Below are 19,780 nucleotides of genomic sequence, written 5' to 3'. Positions count from 1 at the left end.
CCTACCACATGGGTCAAGTGCTTTCCCGTATCTGCAATTCAAAGCCCATATCCACCACCGGCTTGGCGATTTTGCTGCCCGCCATGATCGTCAGCAGATGCTCCGCCGCCCGCCGGCCAATCGCTTCCCTTGGTGTACTGATACTGCTCAGGCGCGGCACCATGAACGACGACGCCGGTAAATCGTTGAAGCCCAGCACAGCTACGCGCTCCGGCACCTTGATGCCATGGCGCATGGCCTCCAGCAGGGCGCCCTGGGCCAGGTCGTCGTTGCCGAAAAAGATCGCATCCACATCCGGATGGGTTGCCAGCAACTGCAGGAACAATTCACCTCCCAGGCCGACTGAGGAAGGGCGCGGCGTCAGTAGTTCCAGCGCCGGGTCGTACAGGCCGGCCTGTTGCAGCGCCCGGCGGAAACCTTCACCGCGCAGCAGCGTGCGTTGGTCCAGTTGCGCGCCGATATACGCCAGGCGCTTGCGCCCACGGGACAGCAAGTGCGCCGCCGCTGTCTCACCCGCCGCCAGTTGCGAGAAACCCACGCAGTTCACCCCGGCGTTGGGGTCCAGGTCCATCATGTACACGCAAGGCACGTTGCTGGCCTCGACCATTCGTCGGGCGCTTTCGGTGCGATCAAAGCCGGTCAGCAACAAACCCCGTGGCTGATAGGCCATGTAGTTGCGCAACAGGTTTTCTTCTTCGTCGCGGGAATAGTGGGAATTGCCGATCAGCACTTCGAAGCCCTTGGGCCGCAGAACCTGGTGGATGGCTTCGAGGGTTTCGATAAACAGCAGGTTGGACAACGACGGCACCAACACCACCACCGAGTGGCTCTGGGCCGAGGCCAGGGCGCGGGCGGCGGGGTTGACCACATAGTTCAGTTCGGCGGCGGCCTGCTGTACTTTCTCCACCAGTTCGGTGGCGACGGTACTGATGCCGCGCAGGGCGCGGGAGGCGGTAATCGGGCTGACGCCGGCCAGGCGGGCGACTTCGTTAAGGGTCGGGCGACCCGTGGTGCGCATTTTTTTATCGTTCTTGGAGGTCATCAGGCGGCTTGCCAAACAAAAATCGAGGCACTAAGGTAGCGCTGTCTCCAAGTAGCTGCAAATGCTTGAACGCTGGGTTGCCTGATCCGGTTCAAATGATTGGAGAGGATGCACGCGTCACTCCATAAAAATGACAAGACGGCGCGGGAAAGCCTGTTTTTGCACTAGCCTTACAGCGTGCAAAGGTAGCGCTATCTGCGTCCTGAGGTGTTTCATGAGTCAACCTGTTACCGCCCTGGTCATCATGGGTGTCGCCGGCTGTGGCAAGACCAGTGTCAGCGAGGCCCTGTGCCGCTTGAACGGCGCCACCGCGATCGAAGGCGACAGCTTTCACCCCGCCGCCAACATCGAAAAGATGAGTGCCGGCCACCCCCTCAACGACGACGACCGCGCCGGCTGGCTCGACATCCTGTGCGATGAACTGCGCCGTTCGCTCAAGGCGGGCGAGCATCCCGTGCTCACCTGTTCCGCCCTCAAGAAGAAATACCGCGACCACTTGCGCGAAGCCGCCCCGGGTCTGGGTTTTGTGTTCCTGGAACTGACCCGTGAAGTGGCGGCCGACCGAGTGTCCCATCGCCCCGGGCATTTCATGCCGGCCAGCCTCATAGACAGCCAGTTCGCCACCCTTGAATCGCCCAAGGGCGAGCCGCTGACCCTGGCCCTCAATGCCAGCGAAGACAGCGTCGAGCAGTTGGCCGAGCAGACCAATGCCTGGTGGCTGCAACACGGCTTTGAACCAACCCATTGATTTTTTGCCGGAAAAGATAGCGCTGTCCCCGGCAGGAAATTCAACACCCGCTTTAATAACAACAACAAACAGGAGAGACCCCCCATGTTTGGCATGTCCCACGAGTCCTACCTGCTGCTAGACGCAGTGGTTACCATCATCGGGTTGATCGTTCTGATCACCAAGTTCAAGGTGCACCCGTTCATTGCACTGATCATCGCGGCCGGCTTCCTCGGCCTGACCTCGGGCATGCCCGTGGACAAGATCATCAAGGCGTTCCAGGACGGCTTCGGCGGAGTGCTCGGCTTTGTCGGCATCATCCTCGCGCTGGGTACGATGCTCGGCAAGATGATGGCCGAATCCGGCGGTGCCGATCAGATCGCCCAGACCCTGATCCGTGCCTTCGGCAAAGAGAAGGTCCAGTGGGCCATGATGTTCGCTGCGTTCCTGGTGGGCATCCCGCTGTTCTTCGAGATCGGCTTTGTGCTGCTGATCCCGCTGGTGTTCATCGTCGCGCGCCGTACCGGTGTGTCGCTGATCAAGATCGGCATTCCGTTGCTGGCCGGCCTGTCGGCGGTACACGGCCTGGTGCCACCGCACCCGGGCCCGCTGCTGGCTATCGGCGTGTTTGGCGCGGACATCGGCAAGACCATTCTCTACGGCCTGATCGTCGCACTGCCGACAGCGATCATTGCCGGCCCGATCTTCGGTACGTTCATCGCCAAGTACATCCCGGGCAACCCGTCCCAGGAACTGGTCGATCAACTGGCCCGCGAGCCTGAGAACAAAGACCTGCCGAGCTTCGGCATTACCCTGGTCACCGTGCTGCTGCCGGTGTTCCTGATGCTGCTGAAAACCTTCGCCGACATCGCGTTTGCCGAAGGCAACGTGGTACGCAACTGGATGGACATGATCGGTCACCCGATCACCGCCTTGCTGCTGGCGTTGCTGCTGTCGCTGTACACCTTTGGCCACCGCCAGGGCATCCACTCCAAGCAGATCCTCAAGCTGCTCGACGCCAGCCTCGCGCCGACCGCCGCGATCATCCTGATCATCGGCGCCGGTGGTGGCTTCAAGCAGATGCTGGTGACCAGCGGCGTGGGCGATGTGATCGGCCACATGGCGGTGAACGCGCAGATCAACCCGATCCTGCTGGCGTGGCTGGTGGCGGCGGTGATCCGTGTGGCGACCGGTTCGGCTACCGTCGCGACCATTACCGGCGCGGGTATCGTGGTGCCGGTGGTGGGGATGATTCCGGGGGTTAACCGTGAGCTGCTGGTGCTGGCGACGGGGGCGGGCTCGTTGATCCTGTCTCACGTCAACGATGCGGGGTTCTGGCTGGTGAAGCAGTACTTCAACATGACCGTGGCCGAGACGTTCAAGACGTGGACGGCGATGGAGACCATTCTGTCGGTGGTCGCGTTGATTTTCATCATGCTGCTGTCGCTGGTGGTCTAAGCCACACCGCGGAACAAATGTGGGAGGGGGCTTGCCCCCGATAGCAGAGTGTCAGTCACCGCATCTGGTGACTGATCTACCGCCATCGGGGGCAAGCCCCCTCCCACAGTTTTGACCACATTCCTACCGGTAGATTGGGTCAGGCTTTAGTGACCAACCCATCCGCGCGAAACATCCCGCGAATCCCGCGCACCGCCTGGCGAATCCGATCCTGGTTCTCGATCAGCGCAAAGCGCACGTGATCATCGCCATACTCGCCAAAGCCGATGCCCGGCGACACACACACCTTGGCTTCCAGCAGCAACTTCTTGGCAAATTCCAGCGAGCCCAGGGCGGCATACTGCTCGGGAATCTTCGCCCAGACGTACATCGACGCCTTCGGGTTCTCCACCATCCAGCCCAGCTCATGCAGGCCCTTGACCAGCACGTTGCGGCGTTGGCGATACTGCTCGGCAATGTCCTTCACGCACTGTTGGTCGCCTTCCAGCGCAGCAATCGCCGCCACCTGCAGCGGGGTAAAGGTGCCGTAGTCGTGGTAGCTCTTGATCCGCGCCAGGGCGTTGACCAGTTCCGGGTTACCCACCATGAATCCGATGCGCCAGCCGGCCATGTTGTAGCTCTTGGACAGGGTGAAAAACTCCACCGCAATGTCCTTGGCGCCCGGCACTTGCATGATCGACGGGGCTTTCCAGCCGTCGTAGACGATGTCGGCGTAGGCCAGGTCATGCACCACCAGCACGTCGTACTGCTTGGCCAGGGCGATCACGCGTTCGAAGAAGTCCAGCTCCACGCACTGCGCGGTAGGGTTGGACGGGAAGCCCAGGATCATCATTTTCGGCTTGGGGATCGAGCCGCGAATCGCCCGTTCCAGCTCAGCGAAGAAGTCCACGCCAGGCACCAGCGGCACTGAACGCACCTGGGCACCGGCAATCACCGCACCGTAGATGTGGATCGGATAGCTCGGGTTGGGCACCAGCACCGTGTCGCCCTGGTCCAGAGTGGCGAGCATCAAGTGCGCCAGGCCTTCCTTGGAGCCGATGGTGACGATGGCTTCCGACTCGGGGTCGATGTCCACTTCATAGCGGTCCTTGTACCAGCGCGAAATCGCCCGGCGCAGACGCGGAATGCCTTTGGAGGTGGAGTAGCCGTGGGTGTCTTCACGCTGGGCGACGGTGACCATTTTCTCCACGATGTGGGCAGGCGTGGCGCCGTCAGGGTTACCCATGCTCAAGTCGATGATGTCTTCGCCGCGCCGACGCGCAGCCATCTTCAGCTCGGCAGTGATATTGAAAACATACGGGGGGAGTCGATCTATGCGCGCAAAGCGGCGCGGCGAACCTTGGTCGGCCATTGTTGCCTCGAGAGTACGTAAGCGCCCGGAACCGTCCGAGCGACGTCGGCCACTGCGGTGGCCTGCGGGGCAGACAATACGGTCGATGATGGCCAGTTGTCCAGATGCGTAGGAAAATTTTCTGCATGGAGTCGCGCGTGGATATGCCCCTATACTCGATACGGGTTTGTTCCCTCATAAGAAGGAGACTGTTCGTATGGATCAGCAGACAAAACAACCGTTGGAGCCACGCATGGAAGCAGGCAAGGCCCTGGTGATTGCCGGTGTACAGGGGCGTTATTCGAAGGCCACCGTGGGCGATATTCCCAAATTGTGGGAGTTGTTCGACACCTGCATCAAGGACATCAAGAAGCGCGTCGGCGGTGTGACCTATGGCGTTTGCCATAACCCCAACCATGGCGAATTCGACTACATGGCGGGGGTCGAAGTCCCCAACAAGGGCGACGTGCCGAGCAACTTTGAATACATCGAAATTCCGCCGCTCAACTATGCCGTGTTCCCGCATTACGGGCCGGTGCAGGCGCTGGAACAGACGTACGAACGCATCATGTTCGAGTGGCTGCCGCACTCGGGCTACAAGGTGATGGGTGCGGATTTCGAACGCTACAGCGAGGATTTTGATGCGCGTAAGGGCACCGGGACGGTGGAGATCTGGTTGCCGGTGGGCGAAAGAGGCTGAAGCACTCGCCGATGTCACGTAAACAGGACATTAACGTCTGAAAGTCATGTTTACGTGACATCAAAGGGCTGGGTTAAACACCCTCTTCAATCTGCGCTCATACCCGATCCGCCCTTTATACGCCTCCCCGCTATCGACCCAACCAGCCGACAGATACAACCCCATCGCCGCCACATTGTCCGCGTCCACCGACAACTCCAGGCCCCTGATCTGCGGCCACGCAGCCAATGCCGCCGCCGGCAGCGCCTGCAAGCACGCCTTCCCAAACCCGCGCCCTTGTTGATGCCGATCGACCTGCAACGCATGCAGGGTCGCGCTGTGCTCATCGGCCCAATGGGGCAGGCACGGTGGGCGTTTGAGCAGCAGGAAGGCCACCGGGATTTTATCGGCGAGCAGGGCGAAGCCTTTGATGGCACCGGTGCTGGGATTGACCAGCAGGCTGTTCAGCGCACAGTAGATATCGCCGGAGTACGGCAGTTGCTCGGGATGCACTTGCAGGGTGTCGAGTTGCTGTTTCTGCACAAGGCTCAGCGTCTCATAGGCGACGAGGCGGGTTTCCATCGGTGGCGCATCCGAAATCCTACAAAGAGGCGTGGATTCTAGCGGGTTTGCCGAGGGCGAAATTATTTTTAAGCGGGGTGTCGATTTGTCGGCGGGCCATTCGACCAAGGGTGTCTTCCGTGATGTTTTCCAACCCGAGGAGTATCGCCATGAGCACTGCCATCAACACCCTGATCGAACAATGGAAGCAAGCTGTCACCGCCAAGGATGTCGACAAGATTGTCAGCTTTTATGCCGAGGATATCGTCGCGTTCGACGCCGTTGGCGCCCTGCAATTCAAAGGCAAGGCCGCTTACCAGGCGCACTGGAAGGCCTGCATGGAGTTCTGCCCCGGCCCCGGCGTTTTCGACTTTCATGAGCTGCATATCGTAACCGGAGAAGACAGCGCCTTTGCCCACTGGCTCGCCCACTGTGGTGGCGCCGGGCCGGATGGCGTGCTCAAGACGTGCTGGATGCGGGTCAGCGCCGGTTACCAGCGCATCAACGGGCAGTGGAAGGTGGTGCATGAGCACTGGTCCGCGCCTTTTGACATGGAAACCGGCGCCGGTCTGTTCGACCTGAAACCTTGACCTGCGCGATCTATAGTCAGTAATCCGAAAACGGAGAACGCCATGAAATACCTGTGCCTGATCTACAGCAACGAACAGGTGCTGCACACCTCGCCGGACAGCCCCGCCGACCCGGAGTGCTTCGCCTACGCGCAGTCCGTGCAGGCCAGCGGTCGCATGCTGGCCGCCGAGCCGTTGGAGTCGGTGAGCACCGCCACCACCGTGCGCATGCGCAATGGCAAGCTGTCGATCACCGACGGGCCGTTTGCCGAAACCAAGGAACAGCTCGCCGGCTTCTACCTGATCGAGGCCCGTGACTTGAACGAAGCGATCCAGGTGGCTGGCGGTATTCCGGCCGCCCGGGTCGGCAGTGTAGAAGTGCGTCCCGTGCGTGAATTGAATCTGTGACTGCAACAACCTCGGTCGATGCCCTTTACCGCAGTGAATCACGTCGGGTTCTCGCAACGCTGATTCGCTTGCTGGGCGACTTCGACCTGGCCGAAGAAGCCCTGCACGACGCGTTTTTCGTCGCCGTGCAGCGCTGGCCCCTGGACGGTGTGCCGGCCAACCCAAGGGCATGGCTGGTGTCGACCGGGCGCTTCAAGGCCATCGACCGTCTGCGCCGCCAGGCGCGGTTTACCCCGTTGTTGCAGGAGCAGGCCGACACGCTGGAAGCGGCTGACTGGAGCGATCAAGACGTGGAAGACGACCGCCTGCGCCTTATTTTCACCTGCTGCCACCCAGCACTGGCGGCAGATGCCCAGGCGGCGCTGACCCTGCGTGAGATCTGCGACCTCACCACCGAGGAAATCGCCCGGGCGTTCCTGGCCACGCCGGCGACCATCGCCCAGCGCATCGTGCGCGCCAAGGGCAAGATCCGCGAGGCGAAAATCCCTTATCAAGTGCCGTCCAGGGAGGCGCTGCCGGAGCGTTTGGATGCGGTGCTGCGGGTGATTTACCTGGTGTTCAACGAGGGGTATTCGGCGTCCATCGGTGCCGACCTGACCCGCGAGGAGTTGACCCGCGAAGCGATTCGCCTGGGGCGCCTGCTGATGGAGTTGTTGCCCGAACCGGAAGTCATGGGCCTGCTGGCCTTGATGCTGCTGCACGAGTCCCGCTGCCCGGCGCGCACCTCGGCCGAGGGTGAGTTGGTGCTGCTGGCTGAGCAGGATCGCTCGCTGTGGGACGCCTCGTTGATTGCCGAAGGTTGTGCCCTGGTCGAGCGCGCGCTGGGCACACGGCGCTTTGGTCCGTATTGCCTGCAGGCCGCCATCGCCGCGGTGCATGCCGAAGCGGCGCGTGCCGATGAGACGGACTGGCCGCAGATCGTCGGGCTCTACGATGTATTGCTCAGGGCCCTGCCGTCACCGGTGATCGAACTGAACCGCGCCGTAGCCCTGGCCATGCGCGATGGGCCGTTGGCGGGGTTGCAGCAGGTGGAGGGCATTCTGGCACGCGGCGAGTTGCTGGATTACCACTTGGTGCATTCGGCGCGGGGGGAATTCTGCCGGCAACTGGGGCGCGTCGAAGAGGCGCGCGCCGCCTACGCAAAAGCCCTGTCGCTGACCCAGCAGGGCCCGGAACGACGTTTCCTCGAACAACGTTTGCAAAACCTGTAGGCGGTGTCATTCGAGCATTTGACTGAGCATCCAACTGCCCGCCGGCCCGGGTGGGTGTTGTCGCGACCACAACGCATCCACCGCCACCGAGCGTGGCCAACCCCGAACGTTGAGTTCAACCAGCTCGGCATTGCCAAAGCGCTCCACCAACCAGCGTGGTAACTCCGCCCAGCCGAAACCGAGTTGAGCCATCTCCATCAGCATCAGAAAGCTCGGCGCCGACCACACCCGGCCCATGGGGCGTGTCTCGTTGGGGCTGATGATGCTTGCCAGGCGCAGTTCCCGGTGTTGTTGCAGGGCTTGCGAGTCGATGTTTTCTACGCGCGCCAATGGGTGAGTGGGGGCGACGAACAGTGCGATTTCCGTGCGTTCGGCCACGGGCGAGTGGGTCAGGTCGGGCGGGTAGATGTGCTGGGCTTCGATCAAGGCAATCTGTGCACGGCCGCTCTGCACCAGGGCGATCAGGTCTTCACACTCGGCGATCAGCCATTCCAGTTCAAGGTCCGGGTAGCGATGTTCAAAGGCCTTGAGGGCGATCTCGAAGCGTTCCGACTGATACGTATCGGACATGGCAATCGTGACCTTCGGCTCCAACCCCTGGGACAACTGGCTCGCCGCCAGTTCCAGACGACTGCTGGCCTCCAGCACCTGTTCGGCGCGTTGCAGCAGCACGAGGCCGGCCGGGGTCAGCGTCGGCTTGCGGCTGCTGCGGTCGAACAGCACCACATCCAGGTCAATCTCCAGGCTCGCCACGGCCGCACTGACGGTGGACTGGCTCTTGCCCAGCTTGCGTGCCGCCGCCGAAAACGAGCCTTGGGTGGCGGCCTGGACAAACGCTTGCAGCACTTCGTGCGAGGCCATGACTATCGCCTTGATCGATGGTTATTAGTTATGAAGTATCGATTCAAAGGGTAATCATGGCAACCATCGTCCTTCACAGAGCACAGGTTATGAGCCCTACCAAGTCGATTACTGAACGCGTTTGCCAGGCCCTGGGTTTTGAAGGCCTGGCGTTGTTGATCTGTACGCCGCTGCTGGTCTGGATCACCGGCAGGCCGGCCCTGGAAATGGGCGCAGTGACCCTGGGCCTGAGCCTGTTGGCGCTGACCTGGAACGTCATCTTCAACAGCCTGTTCGACCGCCTCAAGGTGCGCCTGCAACTGTCCAACGGCGGTTGGACGCGGGTGTTGCATGCGCTGATGTTCGAAGGCGGGCTGATCATCGTCGCCGTGCCGCTGATCGCGGCGTGGCTGAACATCAGCCTGATGCAGGCGTTCATGCTCGACATCGGCGTGTTGCTGTTTTTCCTGCCGTACACCTATGTGTATCACTGGGGGTATGACGTGATCCGGGAAAAAATCATCAACAGAAACGCGCCTGCAGGTTATGTGTGAAATCAGAGGAACATGCCGCCTGAGGCTTCGATGCGTTGCCCGGTGATCCAGTGGCTGCCATCGGCCAGCAGGGTCGAGATCGCCCCGCCAATGTCGTCCGGCAAACCGGCGCGACCCAGGGCGGTGTTGTTGGCCACCATCGCATTCACATCCGGGTTGTCGCGCACGGCGCCGCCGCTGAAATCCGTGGCAATGGCGCCAGGGGCCAGGGTGTTCACGCTGATCCCGCGCGGGCCCAGTTCCTTGGCCTGGTAGCGCGACAGCACTTCCACCGCACCTTTCATCGACGCATAAGCCGCATACCCCGGCAGGCTGAACCGCGCCAGGCCGCTGGAAATATTGAGGATGCGCCCACCATCGCAGATCAGCGGCAGCAATTTTTGCGTGAGGAAAAACGGCGCCTTGAAGTGGATCGCTACCAATTGGTCGAACTGCGCTTCGGTGGTCTCGGCAAAACTGGCGTGGGCGCCGATACCGGCGTTGTTGATCAGAAAGTTGAAGTGATCCTGTGCGAACACATCCTTTAGCAGGGTGCCGACTTCGCCGACAAAGGCATCGAAGCGGTCGCTCTGGCTCACATCCAGTTGCAGCATGGCGGCGCGGCCACCCAGGGCCTGGACCTGCTCGACCACCGTCTGGGCTTCAGCCGCCGCGCTGTGGTAGGTGCCGATGATGTCGACGCCCTGGGCCGCCAGGTGCAGCGCGGCGCTTTTGCCCAGGCCACGGCTGGCGCCGGTGATCAGTGCGATTTTACGGGGCATGGTGCAGTCCTCTCAGGTGATTAGTGGGACTGAGTGTATTTATTCGTCCGTAACGTGATAAACAGCGCCATACCGGAATCACTGGCCGGATAAGGCGAACAATCCCATGAATAAACTTGAGCTGTTGCGCACCTTCGTGCGCGTCACCGAACTGTCGAGTTTTACCCAGGCCGGCGAGAGCCTCGGCCTGCCGCGCTCGACCGTGTCCGAGCATGTGCAAGCCCTGGAAGAACTGCTCGGCGCGCGCCTGTTGCAACGCACCACGCGTAAGGTGCAGGCGACCCAGGACGGCCGGGTTTTGTATGAGCGCAGCAAGGACCTGCTGTCGCATATGGAGGAGTTGGAGGGGTTGTTTCGCCAGGCTGAGGCGCAACTGAGCGGGCGCATCCGGGTGGACATGCCCACCGTGATGGCGAGGGAGTTGATCCTGCCGCGCTTGCCCGAATTCATGGACGCGCATCCGCTGATCGAGCTGGAGATCAGCAGTTCCGACCGCCAGGTGGACCTGATCGCCGAAGGCTTTGATTGCGTGTTGCGTGTCGGTGCCCAGCCGGATCAAACGGTGGTCGCACGAAAAGTCTGCAGCATGCCGATGGTCAACTGCGTAAGCCCGGTCTACCTGCAACGCTATGGCTCGCCGATGACCCTGGCGGACCTGGCGCAGCATCAACTGGTGCATTACGTGCGGCCGCTGGGGTCACGTTCGGCGGGCTTCGAGTACCAGCAGGGCAACAAGGTGCACCGCGTGCCGATGGCCGGGCGGGTCACGGTCAACAGCACAGATGCCTATCAGGCTGCCTGCCTGGGTGGTTTCGGGATTACCCAGGTGCCGTCGCTCGGTATCCGCGAGTTGCTGGAGCGTGGCGAACTGGTCAGCGTCCTGCCGGATTACCCGGCTCCCCCGTTGGACGTGTCGCTGCTCTATGCCGGGCAACGGCATTTGCCGCAACGTGTGCGGGTATTCATGGAGTGGCTGGCTGCGACGTTGCAAGCCCAGCTCTAACGCCGTGCCGACAATTGCTGCGGTGCCAGGAACGCGTCGTGGAAGTAATCGCGCACCGCCTGCATCGCCGGGGTGAACGCGCGTTCGCGGTGCCAGGCCAGACCCACGCTCATCGGCGTGACGGGGTCGGTGACGGTGAGGGTTTCGATGCGCTTGCCTTCCAGGGACCAGGGCCGATGCACCAGGTCGGACAGGATCGCCACGCCGCTGCCATTGGCGACCATGCTGCGCACCGCTTCCACCGAACTGGTGCGCAGCCGCACCTGGGGCGTTTGCCCGGCCTGTTCCCAATAGCGCATAGCGCTGTGTTCGGCCTCGTCGACGGTGAGCAGGATGTAGGGTTCCCGGGCCACATCGGCCAGGCTCACGGCGCCGCGCTCGCACAGCGGGTGGTGGCTGGGCAGCCACAGGCGGCGTTCCGAGTTGAACAAGATCTCCGAGACGATAGCCGGGTGGGTAAGGTTGGCGGTGAGCACCACCGCCATGTCGAACTGGCCGTCGAGCAAACCCTGTTCGATGGCCTGGCGTTCCTGCTCGAAGACCTCGATGGTCACGTCCGGGTGCCAGTGCCCCATGCGCTGCAAGTGGTGCGGCAGGAAGTAGCCGAGCACCGTGTAGCTGGCCGCCAGGCGCAGCACGCCGCTGGCGCGGTAGTCGGGCAGCGGGCTGTTCAGCGCGTCATCGACACTGCGCAGGATCACATAGGCGCGGTTGAGAAAATGCCGCCCGGCGTCGGTCAGGTTCATGCCCTGGGCCGAACGCACGAACAGTTGCACACCGAGCATGCCCTCCAGCTCCTTGATCGCCGTGGTCACCGCCGACTGGGAGATGTTCAGGTGGATGGCCGCCTGGGAAATCTGGCCGATCTCGGCGGTGGCGACAAAGTAGCGGACTTGGCGCAAGGTCAGGGACATCGGCCTCTCCAAAACGTAGGATTATCTGATTTTCAGAAGATGGGTCATCTGATAATAGATCTTCCCAAGGGGTCAAGGGGCAGCCTACTTTTCCTGCATCACTTAGGCGGAGCGACTTCGATGCAGGCAGTGGATTTCAATTCGGACATGGGCGAAGGCTTCGGCCCCTGGACCATCGGCGATGGCGTCGACGCTGAGCTGATGGCCTACATCAGCTCGGCCAATATCGCCACCGGCTTCCACGCCGGCGACCCCGGCACCATGCGCCGCACCGTCGAGCGGGCCAAGCAATTGGGCGTGGGCATCGGCGCGCATCCTGGCTTCCGGGACCTGGTCGGCTTTGGCCGCCGCCATATCAACGCTCCGGCCCAGGAGCTGGTGGACGACATGCTCTACCAGCTTGGTGCTCTGCGGGAAATTGCCCGCGCCCAGGGCATGACCCTGCAACACATCAAACCCCACGGCGCGCTGTACATGCACCTGGCCCGCGACGAAGAAGCCGCGCGCCTGCTGGTACAGAACCTGCGCATCATCGAACCGACGCTGCTGCTGTACTGCATGCCCAACTCGGTGATCTGGCGTGTCGCGCAGGAGCTGGGACAGCCGGTGGTCCGGGAGTTTTATGCCGACCGTGAGTACGATCTGACCGGCTCCATCGTGTTTACCCGCAATGTGCGGGCGCTGGACCCGGCGACGGTGGCGGCGCGCGTCCTGCGGGCCTGTCAGACGGGACTTGTGCGAACCGTGGAAGGCGAAGACCTGTTTATCGAATTCGACTCCATCTGCCTGCACAGCGACACCCCCGGTGCGCTGGAGCTGGTGGAAGCCACCCGCGAAGCGCTGGACCAAGCGGGCATCACGGTCAAGACACCACAATAAAAATCATCGCCTTATTTTTTCGCCTGCCTTTCTACAATGATTCCAAGAGGAACAGACATGGCTGAAACGTCCCCCATCCGCTACAGCTTCGGCGGTGATGAACACCTGTTTGCCGAGGTCAGCGACAGCATGTCCCTGGAGGCTTTTTTCAAGGGCATGGCGGTGACCCGCGCGGTGGAGCGCCTGGCGCTGGAAGGCGTGCTGGATGTGTGCCTGGCCAACGCATCGTTCCAGATCCGCTTCGACCCCGACCGCATCGCGCCCCACGTATTGCTCGACGCGGTGCAGACCGCCGAAGCCCAGGCCGTGGCCGAACGCACGCTGCACACGCGCATCATCGAAATCCCGGTGCTGTACAACGACCCGTGGACCCATGAAACCCTCATGCGTTTTCGCGACCGCCACCAGGACCCCAGCGGCACCGACCTGGAATATGCTGCGCGCATCAATGGCCTGGCCGATGTCGACGCGTTTATCGCTGCCCACAGCGGTGCGCCGTGGTTTGTGTCGATGGTCGGGTTTGTCGCGGGCTTGCCGTTCATGTTCCAGATGGTCGAGCGCGAGCGGCAGTTGCAGGTGCCCAAGTACCTGCGCCCGCGCACCGACACGCCGAAACTCACCCTCGGCCATGGCGGCTGTTTTGGTTGCATCTACTCGGTGCGCGGTGCCGGCGGTTACCAGATGTTCGGCGTGACCCCGGCGCCGATCTATGACCCGGCGCAGCAGTTGGCCTACCTCAAGGAGCACATGGTGTTCTTCCGGCCTGGCGATATCGTGCAGTTCAAACCCATGGACCGTGACGCCTACGACCGAGCGGTGGCCGAGGTGGACGCAGGACGTTTCGACCTGCGTATCCGCCCGGTGGAATTTTCCCTCGACGCTTTTCTCGCCGACCCCATTGGCTACCCGAAAACCCTGCAGGAGGCGCTGGCATGATCAAGGTCCTCAAACCCGGCCTCGCCACCTCCGTGCAAGACCTTGGCCGCGAAGGTTACTACCACCTGGGCATCCCGCCGTCGGGTGCGTTGGATCAATACGCGTTGAGCGCGGCCAACCACCTGGTGGGCAACCCGGTGGGCGCGGCGGGTCTGGAATGCACATTGATCGGCCCTGAACTGCAGTTCCAACAGGATGCGCTGGTGGCCCTCAGCGGCGCCTTGATGTCGCCGCGCCTTGACGGTGAAGTGGTGCACCAGGACACCGCGTTCCAGGTGCGCGCCGGGCAGGTGTTGCGCTTTGAATTTCCCAAGGCGGGGGCGCGGACTTACCTCGCGGTGGCCGGTGGCATTGATGTGCCGCTGGTGCTCGGTAGCCGCTCGACCTACACCCTCGGCGCGCTTGGCGGCTTTCAGGGGCGGCGCTTGCAGGAAGGCGATGAATTGCCCATCGGTGAAGTCAGTGGCACGGGGCGCGCGGGCAACAGTCTGCCGATGGCGTTGCGTCGCTCAGTGGGCGGGGATATCACCCTGCGCGTGGTGCCGGGGCTGTATTACGAGCGCCTCACGGATGCGGCAAAAAGCAGCTTTTTCGCCGAGCCCTGGACCGTGGGTTCCGAAGCCGACCGCATCGGCTATCGCTTCAAGGGCGGCAGTGCGTTGAGCTTCCAGCCACGGGAGCAGCCGTTTGGCGCGGGGTCGGACCCTTCGAACATCGTCGACAGTTGCTACCCGATCGGTTCGATCCAGGTGCCGGCTGGCTTGGAGCCGATTGTGTTGCACCGGGATGCGGTGTCGGGCGGTGGCTACGCGATGATCGGCACGGTGATCAGCGCCGACCTGGATTTGATCGGGCAGATGCAACCGAACCAGCGGGCCGGGTTTGTGGCGGTGACGCTGGAGCAGGCGTTGGAGGCGCGGCGTATCTACAAGAAGCGGTTGAAGATAATGTCCGGGCTGTTCGCAGGATAAAACTGCGGGAGGGGGCTTGCCCCGATAGCGGTGGACCAGCCAGCTTATCTATAGCTGACCCCCTGCAATCGGGGGCAAGCCCCCTCCCACATTTGGTTCTCTGTTCACTTTTGCTTTGGTTTTGTGTCAGAAAAGTTGGGTGAACAGCCAGTAGAGGCTGCCGGAAAGCAAAATCGCCGCCGGCAACGTCAGCACCCACGCCATCGCCAGGTTGCGGATCGTGCGCATCTGCAATCCACCCCCGTTCGCCACCATGGTTCCCGCCACACCCGACGACAGCACATGGGTGGTCGACACCGGCAACCCATACATGTCTGCCGCGCCGATGGTCAGCATCGCTACCATCTCCGCCGAGGCGCCCTGTGCGTAAGTCAGGTGGGTCTTGCCGATCTTCTCGCCCACGGTCACCACGATGCGCTTCCAGCCGACCATGGTGCCCAGGCCCAGGGCGATGGCCACGGCGATTTTCACCCACAGCGGAATAAAGCGCGTGGAATTGTCGATCTGTTGCTTGAACAGTTGCAGCTTGCCCTGGGTGTCGGCGTCGAAGCTGCCGACCTTGCCCTTGTCCATCAGGCGAATGGTTTCGCTGGTCAGGTACATGTCGTTACGCACGTTGCCGACGGCTTCGGCAGGCACCTTGGCCAGGGAGCCATAACCTTTGACTTCATCACCGATCTGCCCGGCGAGGGCGGCGAGGGCGGGGACCAGTTCCGGGGTGGCTTCCTTGGTGCGCACGTAGGTGGAGAGGATCGGGCGCGGGTCACCGGTCAGCGCTTGTGGGGCACTTTTCACCAGGGCGACCTGGGTGACTTCGGCCACTGCCGCGAACTGCAGCGACTGCTCGGCCGGCATGGTGCGGTTCAGCGCGTACGCCATCGGCAAGGTGCCCACCAGGATCAGCATGATCAGGCCCATGCCTTTTTGCCCGTCGTTGGAGCCGTGGGCAAAGGACACGCCGGTGCAGGTGGCGATCAGCATGCCGCGGATCCACCACGGTGGCGGGGTGTCGCCCTTGGGCGCCTTGTACAGCGCGCGGTTCTTGACGAAGGCGCGCAGGGCCAGCAACAGCATCGCCGCAAACGCGAAGCCGATCAGCGGCGACAGCAGCAAGGCGTAACCGATCTTGATCGCCTGGCTCCAGTCCACACCGCTGGTGCCGTCACGCCCGTGCATCAAGGCATTCGCCACGCCCACGCCGATGATCGAACCGATCAGCGTGTGGGACGACGACGCCGGCAAGCCCAGCCACCAGGTGCCGAGGTTCCACAGGATCGCGGCGATCAGCAGGGCGAAGATCATCGCAAAGCCGGCGGAAGAACCCACCTGCAGAATCAGCTCGACCGGCAGCAACGCAATAATCCCGAACGCCACCGCGCCGCTCGAAAGCAGCACGCCGAGGAAGTTGAAAAAGCCCGACCACACCACCGCAAAATGCGGCGGCAGCGAGTTGGTGTAGATCACCGTCGCCACGGCGTTGGCGGTGTCGTGGAAGCCGTTGACGAACTCGAAACCCAAGGCGATCAACAGCGCCACACCCAGCAGCAGAAACGGCGTCCAGGTGGTGAGCTGGGCGCCCATTTCATGCATGTCGTGCATCAGGCTGTAGGCGGTGAACAACAGGCCCATGGCGAGTACGGCGAAGAAGATGATCACCGTCACCAGGCCGGGTTTCTTGTCCAGCCTGGGCTTGGGCGCGGCGGGTGAGGCGTGGGTGGAGGCAGTCAGGGAAGGGGTGGCCATGCCGGGGCATCCAGTGTGGGGAGGATGTCGTTCATAGTCATTGCAGAATGTTACAGAGATGCTGCCATAGGTCAGTGTTTGATGGAATTGGGATAGCCGCTGATCCTGTATACGCCGCAGAAACTATGTGGGAGGGGGCTTGCCCCCGATTGCAGTGGGTCAGCTGAAGACAAACTGCCTGATCTACCGCTATCGGGGGCAAGCCCACTCTCACATGTCAACTGCGTTCCAGTTCAGTAGTCTTTGCGCTTCCTGAAGGCCCACCGCCCGGCAATCAAGGTAAAGGTCGCCACCAACGCCACCAGGATCCAGAAGCCTTCCGGGTCCTGCGAAAGCGGCACCCCCCCCACGTTCATGCCGAAAAAACCGGCGATGATGTTGATCGGCAACGCCAGCACCGTCACCACGGTGAGGGTGAACAGTGTGCGGTTGCTCTGCTCGTTGAGGTTGGCGGCGATCTCTTCCTGTAACAGCTTGATGCGTTCGCCCAGGGCCATCAGGTCGTTGATGATCAGCGCAAACTCCTCGGTGGATTTGCGCAGCTCTTTCACGTCCTCTTTTTGCAGCCATTGCGGCGGGCGGTTGAGCAGGCGCAGCAGCGAACCCGGTTCCAGCGCCAGCAGGCGTTGCAGGCGCACCAGCACCCGGCGTGCCGCCCCCAGTTCAGCGCGGTTGGTGGACAGCCGTGACGAGAGCAACTGGTCCTCGATATGGTCGACGCTGATGCTGGTCTTGCGCACGATCTGCGTCAGCACTTCACCCTGGTCACGCAGCAAGTGCACGAGCAAGGCCAGCGGTGAGCGGAAGCTTTCACCGGCTTTCACTGACGAGCGCAGCTTGTCCACCGAGTGCAGCGGTTGCAGGCGTGCGCTGATCAACAGGCGGCTGCGGGCGCACACCCACAGCGTGGAAATGTCCGACGAGACCATGCTGCTGAAGTTGAACACCACGTCGTTGACCACCGCCAGCAAGGCCGAGTCAACATGTTCGATGCGGGTTGAGCGCGAACCTTCATGCAGGGCTTCGAAGAACTCTTCCGGCAGGTCCAGATGCGCCTGCATCCAGCGCTCGCATGCGGCGTGGGCCAGGTTCAGGTGCAGCCACAAAAACTCGTCCGGGTCGGCCGGCTGGCGCAAGGCCTGGAGGGCCGTGGCCGAATCGATCTGCTCGCCCTTTTCACCGGGGCGAAAACGGAAACCGTAAAGCAAGCCGAACAGGTCGGAATCCTGGTGGCTGTGGTCGATGCTGTGGTTCATGAGGGCTCGCAGGAAAAGCGCCTGTAGGAGATTTCACAGGTTCGCATGCGCGAATCATTGCAAGGGGATTTGACAGTTTTGTGACGGTTTTGGATTTATTTCGTTGCGGTGACATTTATTTGACCGCCTGTCAGGAACTGTTCAAGAGGCCTCTGGCCCGGCCGATTCAAGGTGTTAAGAACCGCTGTGGATCGGCGGTGCTTTTGATGACAGGGAAGTCGCCGTGTGTATGCACCACTTCCTTGTATCGAGGCTTTTCCCCGATGAATGTTTTGCGAACCTCATTGAGAGCACAAATCCTGTCGCTGCTCGGTGGCAGCCTGTTGGCGATGCTGTTGATCGCCCTGGCCTGTTTCAACTTCCTGTCCAATGGGGTGCAGAGCTATCGAAGTTTGATCGATGGGCCGTTACTGACCTCACAGTTGATTGACGAGGCCAACCTGCAATTCAAGGTGCAGGTGCAGGAATGGAAAAACGTCCTGTTGCGCGGCAAGCAGCCCCAGGACATGGAGAAATACTGGGGCCAGTTCCAGGAGCGCCAGCGCGATGTGCAGGGCATTCTCACTCGGCTGGTCACCCAGACCGGCAGCGACCCGAGCCTGAGCCGACGCATCGAAACCCTGCGTCAGACGCACGAGCAACTCGGTGTGGCTTACCAGAAAGGCCGCGATGCCTACGTGGCGGCGGGGGGCGATGCCACTGCGGGCGACACGGCGGTAAAGGGCGTGGACCGCGCCGCCAGCGAGCAGATGAGTGCGCTGGTCAGTGACCTGCGCGAACAAGGCAGCCAGCAATCCAAGGCCATCAGCGCCTACGCCGAGCGCACCGTGCTGGTGGGGTTGGCGATCATGTTGCTGTCCGGTGTGCTGATCGGCTTGTTCAGCCTGTGGTTGATCAACCGCAACCTGATCCTGCCGATCCGCAGCCTGATCGACTACGTGACGCAACTGAGCCACGGTCGGTTCGCCGAGCGCGTAGCCAGCCGTCGCCAGGATGAGTTGGGGCACTTGGCCGCCGCCGCAAATACCTTGCGCGACTTTCTTGCCGAAACCTTCAGCCGCTTGCAGCGCAGCGCCAGCGACCTGGTCGGCGCCAGCGGCGAGTTGAACGCCATCGCCGGGCAGATGGCCACGGGCACCCACAATCAATTCAACCGCACCGACCAAGTGGCCACGGCCATGACCGAAATGTCCGCCACCGCCCAGGAAGTCGCGCGCCATGCCGCCAGTGCTTCCCGTGCGGCCGACGAGGCGGACCATTCGGCGCGGGAAGGCGGTGAGGTGATGAGAGTCACCATTGCCACCATCGGCCAGATGCGCAACGAAATCCTCAATACCGGCACCATCATCCGCCGCCTCGAAACCGACAGCGTACGCATCGGCAAAGTGCTGGAAGTGATTCGTGGCATCGCCGAGCAGACCAATTTGCTGGCGCTCAACGCGGCGATTGAAGCTGCGCGCGCAGGCGAAGCCGGTCGTGGTTTTGCCGTGGTGGCTGATGAGGTGCGCAGCCTGGCGCAACGCACGGCGGCGTCGATCATCGAGATCAACGGGATTATCGAGGCGGTGCAGACCGGTGCGGTGGACGCGGCTGAAGCGATTGTGAGCGGCCAGTCATGCAGTGATGAGAGTGTGGAGAAGGTCACGCAAGCCGGCGCCATGCTGGCTCACATCACCCAGGCGGTGGAGGCGATTCGCGACATGAACCGTCAGATTGCCACGGCAGCGGAGGAGCAGACGTCGGTGGCCGAGGACATCTCGCGCAACATCACGCAGATCACCACGGTGGCGACGGCCAACCTCGACAATGTGAAGCGCACCGAAGCGGCGAGCCATGACCTGCGTGGGTTATCGAGTGAGTTGAATGAGGTGACGGCGCGTCTGAGCGCCTGATCAGGCACAAAAAAAGCCACCCGAGGGTGGCTTTTTTTTAGTTCAA

General features: G+C 62.1%; 20 protein-coding genes. 12 read left to right on the top strand and 8 right to left on the bottom strand.

From position 1 onward, the window contains the following. Window positions 1-13: 13 nt before the first annotated feature. Window positions 14-1,045, bottom strand: coding sequence for a LacI family DNA-binding transcriptional regulator (locus K5K89_RS22780; RefSeq protein WP_222541746.1), 1,032 nt, complete (start codon window positions 1,043-1,045; stop codon window positions 14-16). 211 nt (window positions 1,046-1,256) lie between these two features. Here K5K89_RS22780 and K5K89_RS22775 point away from each other — a divergent pair, with 211 nt between their 5' ends. Together K5K89_RS22775 and K5K89_RS22770 are read left to right on the top strand one after the other, a co-directional pair. Then, window positions 1,257-1,790, top strand: a complete 534-nt coding sequence (locus K5K89_RS22775; protein ID WP_071489482.1) for a gluconokinase — start codon at window positions 1,257-1,259, stop codon at window positions 1,788-1,790. A gap of 84 nt (window positions 1,791-1,874) precedes the next feature. After that, on the top strand, window positions 1,875-3,227 hold the full coding sequence (locus tag K5K89_RS22770) for a GntP family permease (protein WP_058423189.1): 1,353 nt from the start codon (window positions 1,875-1,877) through the stop codon (window positions 3,225-3,227). Between the two features lie 139 nt (window positions 3,228-3,366). Here K5K89_RS22770 and alaC read toward each other — a convergent pair whose 3' ends face one another. After that, window positions 3,367-4,578, bottom strand: a complete 1,212-nt coding sequence (gene alaC / locus K5K89_RS22765; protein WP_071489483.1) for an alanine transaminase — start codon at window positions 4,576-4,578, stop codon at window positions 3,367-3,369. A gap of 196 nt (window positions 4,579-4,774) precedes the next feature. Here alaC and K5K89_RS22760 point away from each other — a divergent pair, with 196 nt between their 5' ends. Beyond that, a complete protein-coding gene (locus K5K89_RS22760) occupies window positions 4,775-5,257 on the top strand; it encodes a GyrI-like domain-containing protein (protein WP_071489484.1) in 483 nt (160 codons plus the stop codon). A 60-nt stretch (window positions 5,258-5,317) separates the two neighbouring features. On the opposite strand, the gene K5K89_RS22755 is transcribed toward K5K89_RS22760, so the two are convergent. After that, window positions 5,318-5,818, bottom strand: coding sequence for a GNAT family N-acetyltransferase (locus tag K5K89_RS22755; protein WP_222540313.1), 501 nt, complete (start codon window positions 5,816-5,818; stop codon window positions 5,318-5,320). Window positions 5,819-5,967: 149 nt separating this feature from the next. Here K5K89_RS22755 and K5K89_RS22750 point away from each other — a divergent pair, with 149 nt between their 5' ends. The 3 genes from K5K89_RS22750 to K5K89_RS22740 are packed head-to-tail and all read left to right on the top strand — an operon-like array spanning window position 5,968 to window position 7,985. After that, complete coding sequence (locus K5K89_RS22750; protein WP_071489486.1) at window positions 5,968-6,387, top strand: YybH family protein; 420 nt, start codon at window positions 5,968-5,970, stop codon at window positions 6,385-6,387. A gap of 42 nt (window positions 6,388-6,429) precedes the next feature. Continuing rightward, window positions 6,430-6,774, top strand: coding sequence for a YciI family protein (locus K5K89_RS22745; RefSeq protein WP_016978318.1), 345 nt, complete (start codon window positions 6,430-6,432; stop codon window positions 6,772-6,774). After that, window positions 6,771-7,985 carry an RNA polymerase sigma factor gene (locus K5K89_RS22740; RefSeq protein WP_222540312.1) on the top strand — a complete coding sequence of 405 codons (1,215 nt, stop codon included), beginning with the start codon at window positions 6,771-6,773 and terminating at the stop codon, window positions 7,983-7,985. Before K5K89_RS22745 ends, K5K89_RS22740 begins: the two co-directional genes overlap by 4 nt. Before the next feature lie 6 nt (window positions 7,986-7,991). Here the strand turns inward: K5K89_RS22740 and K5K89_RS22735 are convergent, their stop codons facing one another. After that, entirely contained in the window at window positions 7,992-8,846 is an 855-nt protein-coding gene (locus K5K89_RS22735) for a LysR family transcriptional regulator (protein ID WP_222540311.1), read from the bottom strand. Between the two features lie 89 nt (window positions 8,847-8,935). Between K5K89_RS22735 and K5K89_RS22730 the strand changes: the two genes are divergently transcribed. Continuing rightward, the gene (locus tag K5K89_RS22730; RefSeq protein ID WP_071489489.1) at window positions 8,936-9,379 is read left to right on the top strand and encodes a multidrug/biocide efflux PACE transporter; all 444 of its coding nucleotides are present in this window, start codon (window positions 8,936-8,938) and stop codon (window positions 9,377-9,379) included. Window positions 9,380-9,381: 2 nt separating this feature from the next. On the opposite strand, the gene K5K89_RS22725 is transcribed toward K5K89_RS22730, so the two are convergent. Next, window positions 9,382-10,140, bottom strand: a complete 759-nt coding sequence (locus K5K89_RS22725; RefSeq protein WP_071489490.1) for an SDR family NAD(P)-dependent oxidoreductase — start codon at window positions 10,138-10,140, stop codon at window positions 9,382-9,384. A gap of 106 nt (window positions 10,141-10,246) precedes the next feature. On the opposite strand from K5K89_RS22725, the gene K5K89_RS22720 reads away from it, so the two are divergent. Then, window positions 10,247-11,143, top strand: coding sequence for a LysR family transcriptional regulator (locus tag K5K89_RS22720; protein ID WP_222540310.1), 897 nt, complete (start codon window positions 10,247-10,249; stop codon window positions 11,141-11,143). On the opposite strand, the gene K5K89_RS22715 is transcribed toward K5K89_RS22720, so the two are convergent. Continuing rightward, a complete protein-coding gene (locus K5K89_RS22715; protein WP_222540309.1) occupies window positions 11,140-12,057 on the bottom strand; it encodes a LysR family transcriptional regulator in 918 nt (305 codons plus the stop codon). The genes K5K89_RS22720 and K5K89_RS22715 overlap by 4 nt on opposite strands. A 120-nt stretch (window positions 12,058-12,177) precedes the next feature. Here K5K89_RS22715 and K5K89_RS22710 point away from each other — a divergent pair, with 120 nt between their 5' ends. Genes K5K89_RS22710 through K5K89_RS22700 form a run of 3 tightly spaced genes read left to right on the top strand, consistent with a single transcriptional unit; the run spans window position 12,178 to window position 14,843 of the window. After that, a complete protein-coding gene (locus K5K89_RS22710) occupies window positions 12,178-12,936 on the top strand; it encodes a 5-oxoprolinase subunit PxpA (protein ID WP_071489493.1) in 759 nt (252 codons plus the stop codon). A gap of 57 nt (window positions 12,937-12,993) precedes the next feature. Continuing rightward, on the top strand, window positions 12,994-13,872 hold the full coding sequence (locus K5K89_RS22705; RefSeq protein WP_071489494.1) for a 5-oxoprolinase subunit B family protein: 879 nt from the start codon (window positions 12,994-12,996) through the stop codon (window positions 13,870-13,872). Further along, window positions 13,869-14,843, top strand: coding sequence for a biotin-dependent carboxyltransferase family protein (locus K5K89_RS22700; RefSeq protein WP_222540308.1), 975 nt, complete (start codon window positions 13,869-13,871; stop codon window positions 14,841-14,843). Before K5K89_RS22705 ends, K5K89_RS22700 begins: the two co-directional genes overlap by 4 nt. Window positions 14,844-14,969: 126 nt before the next feature. Here K5K89_RS22700 and K5K89_RS22695 read toward each other — a convergent pair whose 3' ends face one another. Both K5K89_RS22695 and K5K89_RS22690 read right to left on the bottom strand, forming a co-directional pair. Beyond that, entirely contained in the window at window positions 14,970-16,586 is a 1,617-nt protein-coding gene (locus K5K89_RS22695; protein WP_071489496.1) for an inorganic phosphate transporter, read from the bottom strand. 233 nt (window positions 16,587-16,819) lie between these two features. Further along, window positions 16,820-17,842 carry a transporter gene (locus K5K89_RS22690; RefSeq protein ID WP_058423173.1) on the bottom strand — a complete coding sequence of 341 codons (1,023 nt, stop codon included), beginning with the start codon at window positions 17,840-17,842 and terminating at the stop codon, window positions 16,820-16,822. Between the two features lie 263 nt (window positions 17,843-18,105). On the opposite strand from K5K89_RS22690, the gene K5K89_RS22685 reads away from it, so the two are divergent. Further along, window positions 18,106-19,734, top strand: a complete 1,629-nt coding sequence (locus K5K89_RS22685) for a methyl-accepting chemotaxis protein (protein ID WP_222540307.1) — start codon at window positions 18,106-18,108, stop codon at window positions 19,732-19,734. Window positions 19,735-19,780 lie beyond the last annotated feature (46 nt).

It is taken from the genome of Pseudomonas sp. DR208 (genome assembly GCF_019823005.1).
Lineage (GTDB): Bacteria > Pseudomonadota > Gammaproteobacteria > Pseudomonadales > Pseudomonadaceae > Aquipseudomonas > Aquipseudomonas extremorientalis.
This window is presented reverse-complemented; position numbering and strand designations above follow the sequence as displayed.